Raw genomic sequence first — 12,369 nt, forward strand, 5'->3', positions numbered from 1 at the left:
ATGACGGAGGAGAGGGTCGATTAGTAGTGACCAAACAACCTACGCCCCACCAAACATATAGGCGTCAATCGAATCAGGCTTCATCTCGACAGAGAACCCTGGCATCGTGGGCGGCATATAGGCCGCATTCCTGATATCGCAGGGCTCGATAAAATGCTCATGCAGATGATCGACATATTCGATAACGCGGCCGTCTTTGGTGCCTGAAACGACGAGATAGTCGATCATCGACAAATGCTGCACATATTCGCACAGGCCCACGCCGCCGGCATGCGGCCAGACCGGTAGATCGTATTTTGCGGCGATCAGCAGCACGGCCAGAACCTCGTTCAAGCCACCCATTCGGCAACTGTCGATCTGCACCACGTCGATGGCACCTTCGGCGATAAACTGTTTGAACATGATGCGGTTCTGGCACATTTCGCCCGTCGCCACCTTTACCGAGCCAATGGCCTGACGGATTTTGCGATGACCAGCGATATCGTCAGGGCTGGTCGGCTCTTCGATGAAGAAGGGCTTGGCGAAGGCGAGTTTGTTGACCCATTCGATCGCCTGATCCACTTCCCAAACCTGATTGGCGTCGATCATCAGGTAACGGTCGGGGCCGATCACCTCACGGGCAATTGTCAGGCGGCGAATGTCGTCTTCCAGATCGCGGCCAACCTTCATTTTTACGTGGTTGAACCCAGCATCGATGGCCTCCTGACAAAGGCGGCGCAGCTTCTCGTCGCCATAACCAAGCCAACCGGCGGATGTCGTGTAGCAGGCGTAACCGTCCTGTCTAAGGATCTCGACGCGCTCTGCCTTGCCGACCTCAGCTTTTTTCAAGATCGCCAAGGCTTCATCCCGCGTCAACACATCGGTCAGGTAGCGATAATCGACGATATCGGCGATCTGTTCCGCACTCATATCGGCGACCAGTTGCCAGACGGGCTTGCCCGCCTGTTTCGCCAGCAGATCCCAGACAGCATTGACGACGGCACCGGTGGCCAGATGCATGGCACCCTTGTCCGGGCCGATCCAGCGCAACTGGCTATCGCTGGTTAGATGCCGCCAATATTTTCCAGGGTTTGCCAACACTGTGGAAAGATCGGTGCCAACAACAAGATGCCTCATCGCCTCGATGGCCATGCAGCAGATGTCGTTGCCGCGGCCGATGGTGAAGGTCAGCCCGTGGCCTTTCAGGGCCGCATCATCGGTATCGAGAATGACATAGGCTGCCGAATAATCCGGGTCGGGGTTCATCGCATCGGAGCCATCAAGGCTTTGCGATGTGGGAAAGCGCAAATCGAACACACGCAGATCGGTAATCTTGGTCATCGGCCATTCACTCGCAGTCAGGGATCAGAAAACGGGTTCATGCTGGAAAGGTCCAACCGCAGAGCTTCGCCATCGCCCGGCGTTCAGCGTATCCGATGTCATTGTCAAAACTCCTCCAGCGTCGCTGCACGAATGCATCAGCGACGATGAAAAGAAGCACAGATAGGCTGCAAACACCAGCAATCAAAGCGGGCGTAAATATCCGCAGAAAACAGGGGAGGGGAAATTAGCGTTGGCTAACGCGATCGACGCGCGTCAGCCAAGCCTTGTAAGTTCAGGGCCTCAGTGGCGGAAGTGACGCATGCCAGTAAACACCATAGCGACATTGTGCTCGTTGGCTGCATCGATAACGTCCTGATCGCGCATGGAGCCGCCCGGCTGGATAACCGCTGTCGCACCCGCAGCAATAGCAGCCAGCAGTCCGTCCGCAAACGGATAGAAAGCTTCCGACGCCACGGCAGAGCCTTTGGTCAAAGGTTCGGAAAGACCCATGGCCTTTGCTGCGTCCTCAGCCTTTTGAGCGGCAATGCGCGCCGAATCGATGCGGCTCATCTGACCGGCACCGATACCCGCTGTCTGACCATCCTTGGCGTAGATGACGGCGTTGGATTTGACATGCTTGGCAATCTTGAAGGCGAATTTCATGTCTTCCAGTTCCTGCGCTGTCGGCGCACGCTTGGTCACGACCTTCAGATCGAGATCCTCGACCATGCCATTGTCGCGGCTTTGCACCAGAAGGCCACCGGAAACGGTTTTGGCGGTAATGCCCGGGGCGCGCGCATCCGGCAGGCCACCGGCAGACAACAGACGCAAGTTCGGCTTACGGGCAATGATCTGCCTCGCCTCTTCGGTCACGTCAGGCGCGATAATGACTTCGGTGAAAAGCTGAATGATCTCTTCCGCCGTTTCGGCATCCAGCGTGCGGTTGAGCGCAATCACGCCACCGAAGGCAGAGACGGGATCGCAGGCCAGTGCGCGCTTGTAGGCATCCAGCAACGTGGTGCCGGTTGCTACACCGCAGGGGTTGGCATGCTTGATGATGGCAACGGCCGGTGCTGTTTCCGGCAGAAACTCGGATACGAGCTCATACGCCGCATCCGTATCGTTGATGTTGTTGTAGGAAAGCTGCTTGCCCTGCAAAAGCGTGGCTGTGGCCACGCCGGGGCGCTTGTCGCCGGTCAGGTAGAAGCCCGCGCTCTGGTGCGGGTTTTCGCCATAGCGCATCTTTTCCTTCAGCACGCCACCAATGGCGCGGTAATGCGGGGCTTCTATCGAAAGCGCCTCGGCAAACCAGTTGGAAATGACCGCATCGTAAGCGGCGGTGCGGGCATAGGCTTTTGCGGCAAAACGCTGGCGAAGCGCATAGCTCGTGTGGCCATCGTCAGCCTGCAAGGCTTCCAGCAGCTCTGGATAATCGCTCGGATCGGTCAGCACCGTCACATAGGCATGGTTCTTGGCAGAAGCACGGATCATCGCCGGGCCGCCAATATCGATGTTCTCGACGGTGGTTGGATAATCACCACCCTTGGCGCGAACCTCTTCGAAAGGATAAAGATTGATTACGGAAAGATCGATGGCCTCGATACCATGAGCGCGCATGGCTTCCACGTGGTCGGCATCGTCGCGAATGGCAAGCAGACCACCATGAACGTTCGGGTGCAGCGTCTTGACGCGACCATCCATGATTTCGGGAAAATGTGTGATATCGGAAACATCGGTGACCGGCAGACCGGCATCTGCGATCGCCTTGGATGTTCCGCCCGTCGACAGCAGCTTGACGCCCATGTTCACGAGGGCACCGGCCAGCTCGATGATATCTGTCTTGTCGGAAACCGACAGCAGGGCTGTGCGGATCTTGACCTTGTCGGGAGCGGGAATTTTCTTGGAAACGACAGCCATCGGGAGAACTCCGTGATGCGTTGAGGAGAGGCCGGAGAGCGATCCATCCGGCGGTTGCCGCCGCGTTAGCACAGCTTTGCGCATTAATAAACAGAGCCAAGCCTAGGCTTATGTCGACAAAGGTTGTTTTTAATCCACTTCGACGCTGTCGAGCGCTAGAGTTTCTTTTCGATAATCCAGCGAATGTCCGTGATATCGGGAAGAAGAAACGGGATTTCGATCTGCTGTGATGGCCGGATTCCCGATGCATCCGCCATGAAAACGTCTTCTGCAATCGTAACGGTCTGGCCGGGCGCGGAAAACACCCAGCTTGTGCCATCGCCAGCGCGCATCATGACGGACTCGTCATCCAGCCGGACAAGTTCGATGGATGGATGAACATGAAAGCGCGACACGGCATCGGCGGACACGGGCGGACCCTTGCTGTCCTGTTCGGGCTGGACGCTATCGCGCCCCTTGATCTTGCTCCCGGCAGCGTTCAGCTCCAGTTCGCGCTCGTAAAAATAGCCAAACGCGCTTCGATAGCCATCATGTGATGCACGCAGCACATCGGCCCCTTTCTGATCCGTCTCGCGCTCGACCAGGACATCGGTGATGCCCGGTATCATGACCGGGCCGAGCAGGCGTGACCGCGACAGACGCGAAGACGAGGTATCGTTGATGGTGACCGTCGAATGCGCCGCCGTCGAGCGGCTCGCGCGTTTGAAGGCATCGACGGCAAAAGGCGGAAAGCCGGAATTGACGATAAAGCGGTTTCGGGACGACGACATCTCAAACGACAGACAACCGCAATGCGCCCCTCTGGAGAGAGCCATGGACTGCGGAATGCCAGTGTCGACCACGATCACCGTATCTGCCGCAGACAGCCGCTGATAGGCGATGTCGGACAGCGCGCGCGAAGGGCGCCCGGAAGTTTCGTCATAGCGCAAAACCGAGGCTAGTTCATTGGCAAGCGTGACAGTCGCACCGTTAAACAACGCCAGATCGCCATCCTGATGCCGGAAGAAGCGAATGGCGGGAAACATGCGGTCGATGGCGGGTACGAGCCCTGGCGGCACGTCATGGCCGAGATTGATGTAGCTTTGACGCAGCGGCAGAAGGTCGAGCATCAAATCCAGTATCACGCGAGGGTTTCGCGAGACATGGCCGCCATCCGGCATGATCTGTCGCTCTAGTTCCCGATCCAGCTTGAACCCATGGCGGGCAATTCTGGCAGCACGGTTCGGAAGCGAAATAGAAGCGATCGCCAGCGCGATACGAATTTTAAGGCGCGTTTCGCCATCGGGCGCGTGTTTTGCGATGAGGTTGAGATAACGCAGGTGATAGCCGAGGCTTTTGAGGAAGCGGCGATAGAAGCCGGCATCGGCGTTCTGTAAAACCACCGGCGAGTGTGACAGCCAGGCAATCAGTCGCTGCGCCGCGGTTTCCGGCGCCCAAGCCGCACCGCTGATCTTGTGCCCATGCATCGAAATCCAGTCGGAGACCAGAATACGTGCGCGCGCGCAGGCCTCGTCGGATTTGCTGGCACGCACATGCCGCAGCCAGCGAAACGCATGCAGCCTTTCTTCAAAGGCGGGCGAGGGCATCTCCAGCACGAACGGAGAGACGCCACCCGTCTCCAATATCCGCCCCGCGAGCGCGATACGGCCAAGCACCAATTCCTGGGCGACGTAGGGATCGACGGCACGCAGGTCGGTCGGCGCTGCCACAAGACCGTTCGGCACACGATCTGCAACACGCAGGAACTGCAGACGCACCGGTGCACTACCGATCATGCATCGATCCCACAGGGTACGTAAAAAAAGCCCCGTCACGCTCAAGCTGCTGTTCAGGGATCCTACCAAACGCGTGTTTCCCGCCTGCGCGAAGATGACTTGTGTTTCAAAACGTAAGTGTTTTTGGATTGGAACGGAAAGATCATTCAAATTTTCACGAAATACTTCATATTTTGTAAACGAACGGCATTTTTAAGAAATGATTCCAGATCGGACTTCGCATCGAATTACGACATCCGCCCATCAAGCCATTGTTTAAAAGACGCAACGTGCGGCGGACGCAGCACGACGCTCAGCCATGAAAACCACGATACCCTATGCATTAACCCGCAGCGTCGCCGCATAGAACCCATCGACACCGCCGAACATATCGGGTGTCGTGCGAAGTTCACCCTTAGCCGTAAGCGCTGCTTCCATACCTGGAAAATCTGAAATCGAAGCAGGTACACGCTCAAGCCGCCCGTTGCTCGCCAACACGCGCTCAACCATCTCCTCCCCCTCGGAAGGATCGAGCGAGCAATTGGAAAACACGACGATACCGCCCGGTTTGACCAGAGTTATGGCATGACGCAGCATCTGCTCCTGCAAGGTCGCGAGCTTGGCAATATCGTTTTTGTCCTTCGTCCAGCAAACATCGGGATGCTTGCGCAAAGTACCGGTGGACGAGCAGGGCGCATCCAGAAGAACCGCATCGAACAGCTCGTCCGGCTGATATTTCAGCATATTGCTTTCGATCGTCGTCGCCTTCAGTTGCAACCGATCCAGATTTTCACGCAGCCGCTTCAGCCGGTTGCCGGATTGATCAAGCGCCGTCACGTCGGCACCCGCCAGAACAAGCTGTGCTGTCTTGCCGCCAGGCGCGGCGCACAAATCCGCGACGCGCTTGCCGGTGAGGTTGCCCATCAAACGCACCGGCATGCTGGCCGAAAAGTCCTGCACCCACCATTCACCCTGATCGAACCCATCCAGCCCGGACACAGACCCCTCAAAAGACGCAAGCCGGACGCTGCCATTGGGCATGACCGTGCCGTTCAGCCTTTGCGCCCAATGAACGGGGTCTGACTTGACGGTGACATCGATCACCGAGGGGATGAGCTGCGCTTCGGCCATCTTATGGGCGGCATCGCCGCCGTAGACAGATTTCAAACGATCAAAAAACCAAGTCGGCAACACTGGAACCGTCGCGATCGCCCCCATGATATCTTGCTTTTCACGCCCCAGACGCCGCAAAACGGCGTTGACAAGTTTGACGAAGCGCCGGTTTCGCGGATCACGGTGCGCCTGTTCGACCGCCAGATCCACTGCGGAATGATCAGGAACATCGAGATAGATCATCTGCGTAGCACCGACCACCAGAACATGGTGCAACGAGCGTGCGCCCTGGGGGAGGGGTCCATCCAGCAGCATGGACAGAGCAGCCTCGATTCGTGGCAGGTGTCGCAAGGCTGTGTTGACGATGGCACGAACAAGTGCTCGGTCGGCTAGGCTGAGTGCTCGATAGGCCGGATTGCCGTGTTCGGCGTCCAGCATACCATCGAGAGAGGTTTTCTTGTCCAGAACCGCCGACAGGATTTTGACCGCAGCCGTCCTGGCGCCCAGTCCGGGCTTCCAGCCATCATTGCCGGGTTCGTCGTCATGTCCTCCGCCAGACGGTTTGCGTGTGTGCTGCTTTGCAGGCTTGGCGGAAGAATTCGATGTCAAGACCAGGGACCTTTACGCTCATTGTTTTGGCCGCCCGCAGAGCCAGCGTTGGGCACGGAGCGTGATTTGCGGACGGACTTACCACTTGTCGGCTGATAGGTCGATGCCTGCGCAAACTCCTGTGTCATGCCACGCAGGGCAGCGATACGGTTGTCGGTATTGGGATGGGTAGAAAATAGATTGTCCATCCGCTCGCCCGATAACGGATTGATAATGAACATATGCGCTGTCGCAGGGTTGCGCTCGGCGTCTGGATTATGGATCTGCTGGGCAGCACCTGCGATTTTCTGCAATGCGGAGGCCAGCCACAGGGGGTTGCCGCAAATCTCGGCACCACGACGGTCTGCGGAATATTCGCGTGTACGGCTGATGGCCATCTGCACCAGCATCGCCGCCAAGGGTGCGACGATCATCGCGGCCAGCACACCGATAAAGCCCAGCGGATTGTTGTTTTCACGGTTACCACCGAAGAAGAAAGCAAAATTGCCCAGCATCGAGATCGCACCGGCGAGCGTCGCGGTGATGGTCATCGTCAGCGTGTCGCGGTTCTGGATATGCGCCAGTTCGTGTGCCATGACGCCTGCAACCTCTTCAGGCGTCAAGCGCTCCATCAGACCCGTCGATGCCGCAACGGCAGCGTTTTGCGGATTACGACCCGTTGCAAAGGCGTTGGGTTGTGGGCTGTCGTAGACGTAGACCTTAGGCATGGGAAGCCCGGCATTGTGTGAGAGATCGCGGATCATCGCGAAGAAGTCTGGCGCATTGCGCTCGTCCACCTCCTGCGCGTTATAGGCGCGCAGGACCATTTTATCGGAGTTCCAGTAGGAAAACAGGTTCATGCCAGCCGCAAACAGGAATGCGATCATCATGCCTCCCGTGCCGCCGATGAGAAATCCAATGCCCATGAACAACGCGGTCATGAACGCCAACAACATGGCCGTACGCATCATGTTCATCCAAAAATCTCCATTCAAAAGCAAAATGGCTTATCAATGCCACCGGACTTCTATAATCTGGTTATGAGAAAATGCTTTTCAATATCCCGTCATGAGGGCTCACCGATCATGCAGAACCCGGACAACGACAACGGCGCCGATACCAAGCGAAAGATTTCGCCTGCCGCGCAGCGCGCCTTGCAGGAAGCAGAAGAGCGTCGCAAGCAGGCCAAGACCATGGAACTGCCACCAGAGATCGGTGGACGCGAGGGGCCGGAAGCTGTTCGTTTTGGAGACTATGAGATCAAGGGGCGTGCCATCGATTTTTAAGCAAGACCCCATTGGGCCTTGCTTTTCTTTGTGAAAATACCAATGATATCAAATATTTAGATTTATTTTTGCTCGAGCAATCGGCAGACGCTCTCCAGCTGTTCGAGTGTCCGGTAATTGATGCGGATATGCCCACCGTTTCCCTTGTGGTTGATTTTCACATCCAGGCCCAGTGCATCGGACAACGTGCGCTCCAACGCGACAGTATCGGAGTCCTTCTCGTGTTCTTCCTTGCGGGGAAGCGTCGGGTTGAGCTGCATATGAATATCAGCCTGTGCCATGCGTTCTGCGTCACGAACCGACAAACCCTTGGCCACGATAGAGCGGGCAAGAAAGGTTGGATCCGACGTTGAAACGAGAGCACGTGCATGGCCGGCCGAAAGCGAACCTTCCGCCAGCATATCGCGTACCGGTTCCGGCAGCTTTAAAAGACGCAGGCTGTTCGCGACGTGACTGCGGCTCTTGCCGATAATTTCGCCAAGATCGTTTTGCGTATATCCATGCTCGGCAATCAGCTGGTCATAGCCCATTGCTTCTTCCAGCGGGTTGAGATCGGAGCGCTGAACGTTTTCAACAATGGCAAGCTCGAGGGCCGTGCGGTCATCGACATCGCGCACGATGACCGGAACATCCGTAAAACCCGCCAGTTGCGCGGCGCGCCAGCGACGTTCACCCGCGATAATCTCATAGCGACCTTCGGCCACCGTTCGTACCACGACAGGCTGAACGATACCGTGCTGACGGATAGAGGATGCGAGATCCTGCAACTCTCCTTCATCGAAATGTCTGCGCGGATTGCGGGCGCTGCGGGCGATGAATTCAATGGGTATAGTCCGGTCGGCCGTCACGGCTCTCTGTGGTTCACCGACAGGAAGAGGCTGGTCCATTTCACCTATCAATGCGGCAAGTCCGCGTCCCAGTCGACGCTTGGAAAGATCATCACTCATTTTCAAACTCCGTAAAACCAATGAGGCGTCGCACGAAAACGGCTGTTCAGACTCATGATGGGATTATAAGCGGTCCAAAGACGCCGTTGAGAAAAATTTTGGGTTGCGTCAGGCCGCTTTACGAAGACGTTCCCGCTGGATGACTTCGGATGCCAATTGCAAATAGGCCTGGCTACCGGCGCATTTGAGGTCGTAGAGGATCGCAGGCTTACCATAGGATGGTGCCTCGGACACACGCACATTGCGCGGAATCAACGTGTGGTAGACCTTTTCCCCGAGATGAGTGCGCACATCGGTCACGACCTGCTGCGCAAGATTGTTACGCGAATCGAACATCGTCAAGACGATACCCTGGATATCGAGACCAGGGTTGACGGTGACCCTGATTTGGTTGACCGTATCGAGCAACTGGCTCAATCCTTCGAGAGCGAAAAATTCGCATTGCAGCGGGACGAGCACCGAATGCGCAGCCGCCATCGCGTTCATCGTCAGCAAATTAAAGGAAGGCGGGCAATCCACGAGGATGTAGGAATAGGCTCGTGCCTCATCCGATTGAAGGGCGTTTTTCAGCAGGAAAACGCGGTTCGCAGCATTGGCGACCTCCATCTCGAAACCCAGCAGGTCCATCGTGGACGCGATGATATCGAGATTGGGAACCGCAGTCGGCACGACAACCTCAGAGACTGTATTCGTGCCGATCAAAAGATCGTAAGAGGACAGCGTGCGGGAACGCCTGTCGATGCCGAGACCTGTGCTGGCATTGCCCTGCGGATCGAGATCGACCACCAGTACCCGCTCGCCTATGGCCGCGAGCGCCGTTGCCAAGTTGATGGCAGTCGTCGTCTTGCCAACGCCACCCTTCTGGTTCGCAATCGTGATGATCCGGTTTTTGTCAAACATAGGGTGCACCTGCTGGTCAATCAGCGTTTCGCTGCGAGGTGGCTGACTTCAAGCACGACAGAACTCGCTTCAACGCTGCTTTTATGTATTAACAGATCGAAATCCCAACGACCACGCGCTTTTTCGAGCTCGGCCTCATAATCCCTGCCTTTATTTAGAAAACAGCGCAGATCGCCATTCTGGACGGCCCAGGGTTGGATATAATCCATAAGAAGATCGAGATCGGCAAGGGCACGGGCGGAAATCACGTCACAGGGGCCGACGATGTCAGGCGCAGACTCGATCCGAACAGGATGCACTGAGCCGCGAGCGCCCGTTTCTTTGAGGGCAACACGCAGGAAAGCAGCCTTCTTATTGTTGCTTTCGATGAGATTGACCCATCCTTCATTCAACTCAGTGAGAAAAATAGCGGTAATGATACCGGGAAATCCGCCGCCGCTACCCAGGTCTGCCCATATCAGGGGCTTTGGTGCCAATTGAAAGATTTGAGCACTGTCGGCGATATGTCGTGACCAAATGTCCCCAACCGTAGAGGACGCCACGAGATTGGTCGTGGCATTCCATTTCTTGAAAAGCTCGACGAAGTGTTCAAGACGATCCAATGTTTCACGTGAAACACTTTGGCCGTTTATGTTCATATTGAGACTCGTTATAGCTGTGTACGCAACTTTGAGGTTTGGCTATACGAGCCTTTTTTGACCAACGCAAGAATCAACGACACTGCCGCCGGTGTCATCCCGTCAACTCTTGCTGCCTGCGCGATATTTATGGGCCTTGTGACTTGAAGCTTTTGTTTCAGCTCGTTGGACAATCCGGAAAGACCTGAGAAATCGAAGTCTTCAGGAATCTTGCGATCTTCATCGCGCTTAATATCGACAATATCAGCGCTTTGACGCTGCATGTAGACAGCATAGCTGGCCTCGATCTCGAGAACCTCGGCCACCTTGCCATTCACAGAGGCCAACTCAGGCCATTCCGCTTCTAGCGTATTCAACGTGATGTCGGGATAAGCAAGCAACTCGTATGCGGTTCTTCGCTTGCCATCATTGTTCAGCCTCAGCTCGTGTTTAGCCGCCTGCGTTGGTGTGATAGACAACGCTTTCAACCGAGCACGTTCTCGATCGATATTGTCCAGAAAGCCAGCAAAGCGGCTGGAACGATCCTTTGCGACAATGCCTGCCTTGATACCGATTGGTGTGAGGCGCAGATCGGCATTATCGACACGGAGCGACAGCCGATATTCCGCCCGCGATGTAAACATGCGATAGGGCTCGGTCACACCCTTGGATGTCAGATCATCGATCATGACACCGATGTAAGACTCGGTCCGGCTGAAATGAACGGCATCAGCGCCGCCCGCGAACAGGGAAGCATTGAGGCCCGCAACAAGACCCTGCGCAGCAGCCTCCTCATAGCCCGTCGTACCATTGATCTGGCCAGCCAGAAAGAGGCCGGCAACCTTACGGCATTCCAGCGACGGCTTCAGTTCCCTCGGATCGACATAGTCATATTCGATCGCATATCCCGGCTGGAGAATCTGAACCTTTTCCAGTCCGGGTATGGTTTTGATGAACATCTCCTGCACGAAGGCGGGCAGGGACGTGGAAATACCATTGGGATAGATGGTGTCGTCGTCCAGACCTTCAGGCTCAAGAAATATCTGGTGGCCATCACGTTCACCGAAGCGGACGATCTTGTCCTCAATCGACGGGCAATAGCGCGGCCCGACACCTTCGATTTGCCCCGAATACATGGCCGAGAGATGAATGTTGTCCTGAATGATCTTGTGACCAGCGGGTGTGGTCCTCGTGACGCCACATTCGATCTGAGGATTTGTGATTTTGTCGGTCATGAAGGAGAACGGAACAGGTTCGTCATCCGCACCCTGACGCTCAACCGCGTCCCAATCAATCGTCTTGCTGCTGAGGCGAGCGGGTGTCCCGGTTTTCAATCTTCCCATCGCTAGTCCCGCACGCGCAAGCGTGTCGGACAATCCGACAGATGGTTTTTCCCCAACCCGCCCCGCCGGAATCTTTTCGGAACCGATATGAATGAGGCCCCGCAGAAACGTGCCGCTGGTTAGAACGACTGCCCGACAGGCGATGCGCCTGTTATCCGAGAGGATAACGGCGGTGATAACATCGTTTTTCATTTCGATATCAAAAGCATCGCCTTCGATGACCGTCACGTTGGCGATGGCGCCAATCTCCGCCTGCATCGCCTCTCGGTAAAGACGGCGATCGGCCTGGGTACGCGGACCACGCACCGCAGGCCCTTTTTTGCGATTCAACATGCGGAACTGGATGCCGCCTTGATCTGCGACACGCCCCATAAGGCCGTCAAGGGCGTCGATTTCCCTGACCAAATGGCCTTTTCCAAGGCCGCCAATGGCGGGGTTACACGACATAACGCCGATCGTCATTTTGTTATGGGTCAGCAGTGCAGTGTTGGCACCATGTCGGGCAGCTGCAGCCGCAGCTTCACTGCCAGCGTGGCCGCCACCAATTACAACGACATCATATGTCATCATAAATCTCTTTATCCCTGTCGCGCCCGCAGGCT

The 12,369-nt window shown here is 56.2% G+C and carries 10 protein-coding genes; 1 reads left to right on the forward strand and 9 read right to left on the reverse strand.

All coding sequences use genetic code 11. The features are described 5' to 3' along the window. Window positions 1–39: 39 nt before the first annotated feature. The 5 genes from RMR21_RS14085 to htpX all read right to left on the reverse strand — a co-directional run bounded on the left by RMR21_RS14085 (window position 40) and on the right by htpX (window position 7,651). Window positions 40–1,320, reverse strand: a complete 1,281-nt coding sequence (locus RMR21_RS14085) for an L-fuconate dehydratase (RefSeq protein WP_498668598.1) — start codon at window positions 1,318–1,320, stop codon at window positions 40–42. Window positions 1,321–1,602: 282 nt separating this feature from the next. Next, complete coding sequence (purH, locus tag RMR21_RS14090) at window positions 1,603–3,219, reverse strand: bifunctional phosphoribosylaminoimidazolecarboxamide formyltransferase/IMP cyclohydrolase (protein ID WP_498668599.1); 1,617 nt, start codon at window positions 3,217–3,219, stop codon at window positions 1,603–1,605. 155 nt (window positions 3,220–3,374) lie between these two features. Then, a complete protein-coding gene (locus RMR21_RS14095; RefSeq protein WP_498668600.1) occupies window positions 3,375–4,994 on the reverse strand; it encodes a heparinase II/III family protein in 1,620 nt (539 codons plus the stop codon). Between the two features lie 315 nt (window positions 4,995–5,309). Next, window positions 5,310–6,701 carry an RsmB/NOP family class I SAM-dependent RNA methyltransferase gene (locus tag RMR21_RS14100; RefSeq protein ID WP_498670178.1) on the reverse strand — a complete coding sequence of 464 codons (1,392 nt, stop codon included), beginning with the start codon at window positions 6,699–6,701 and terminating at the stop codon, window positions 5,310–5,312. After that, entirely contained in the window at window positions 6,692–7,651 is a 960-nt protein-coding gene (gene htpX / locus RMR21_RS14105; RefSeq protein ID WP_498668601.1) for a zinc metalloprotease HtpX, read from the reverse strand. Before htpX ends, RMR21_RS14100 begins: the two co-directional genes overlap by 10 nt. 108 nt (window positions 7,652–7,759) lie before the next feature. On the opposite strand from htpX, the gene RMR21_RS14110 reads away from it, so the two are divergent. Next, window positions 7,760–7,960 carry a DUF1674 domain-containing protein gene (locus RMR21_RS14110; RefSeq protein ID WP_498668602.1) on the forward strand — a complete coding sequence of 67 codons (201 nt, stop codon included), beginning with the start codon at window positions 7,760–7,762 and terminating at the stop codon, window positions 7,958–7,960. Between the two features lie 62 nt (window positions 7,961–8,022). On the opposite strand, the gene RMR21_RS14115 is transcribed toward RMR21_RS14110, so the two are convergent. The 4 genes from RMR21_RS14115 to mnmG all read right to left on the reverse strand — a co-directional run bounded on the left by RMR21_RS14115 (window position 8,023) and on the right by mnmG (window position 12,337). Beyond that, window positions 8,023–8,907 (reverse strand): ParB/RepB/Spo0J family partition protein, encoded by an 885-nt coding sequence (locus RMR21_RS14115; protein ID WP_498668603.1) that lies wholly within the window; start codon window positions 8,905–8,907, stop codon window positions 8,023–8,025. A gap of 108 nt (window positions 8,908–9,015) precedes the next feature. Continuing rightward, a complete protein-coding gene (locus RMR21_RS14120; RefSeq protein ID WP_498668604.1) occupies window positions 9,016–9,807 on the reverse strand; it encodes a ParA family protein in 792 nt (263 codons plus the stop codon). A gap of 20 nt (window positions 9,808–9,827) precedes the next feature. Beyond that, window positions 9,828–10,445, reverse strand: coding sequence for a 16S rRNA (guanine(527)-N(7))-methyltransferase RsmG (rsmG, locus tag RMR21_RS14125; protein WP_498668605.1), 618 nt, complete (start codon window positions 10,443–10,445; stop codon window positions 9,828–9,830). 11 nt (window positions 10,446–10,456) lie between these two features. Next, window positions 10,457–12,337, reverse strand: a complete 1,881-nt coding sequence (mnmG, locus tag RMR21_RS14130) for a tRNA uridine-5-carboxymethylaminomethyl(34) synthesis enzyme MnmG (RefSeq protein WP_498668606.1) — start codon at window positions 12,335–12,337, stop codon at window positions 10,457–10,459. Between the last annotated feature and the right edge of the window lie 32 nt (window positions 12,338–12,369).

Source organism: Agrobacterium sp. rho-8.1 (genome assembly GCF_033957725.1).
Lineage (GTDB): Bacteria > Pseudomonadota > Alphaproteobacteria > Rhizobiales > Rhizobiaceae > Agrobacterium.

Bases quoted from the DNA above. Each gene is read 5' to 3' on its own strand.
- RMR21_RS14115 (WP_498668603.1), bottom strand. From the start codon at position 8,907: ATGAGTGATGATCTTTCCAAGCGTCGACTGGGACGCGGACTTGCCGCA.
- purH (WP_498668599.1), bottom strand. From the start codon at position 3,219: ATGGCTGTCGTTTCCAAGAAAATTCCCGCTCCCGACAAGGTCAAGATC.
- RMR21_RS14095 (WP_498668600.1), bottom strand. From the start codon at position 4,994: ATGATCGGTAGTGCACCGGTGCGTCTGCAGTTCCTGCGTGTTGCAGAT.
- RMR21_RS14110 (WP_498668602.1), top strand. From the start codon at position 7,760: ATGCAGAACCCGGACAACGACAACGGCGCCGATACCAAGCGAAAGATT.
- rsmG (WP_498668605.1), bottom strand. From the start codon at position 10,445: ATGAACATAAACGGCCAAAGTGTTTCACGTGAAACATTGGATCGTCTT.
- htpX (WP_498668601.1), bottom strand. From the start codon at position 7,651: ATGAACATGATGCGTACGGCCATGTTGTTGGCGTTCATGACCGCGTTG.
- RMR21_RS14120 (WP_498668604.1), bottom strand. From the start codon at position 9,807: ATGTTTGACAAAAACCGGATCATCACGATTGCGAACCAGAAGGGTGGC.
- mnmG (WP_498668606.1), bottom strand. From the start codon at position 12,337: ATGATGACATATGATGTCGTTGTAATTGGTGGCGGCCACGCTGGCAGT.
- RMR21_RS14085 (WP_498668598.1), bottom strand. From the start codon at position 1,320: ATGACCAAGATTACCGATCTGCGTGTGTTCGATTTGCGCTTTCCCACA.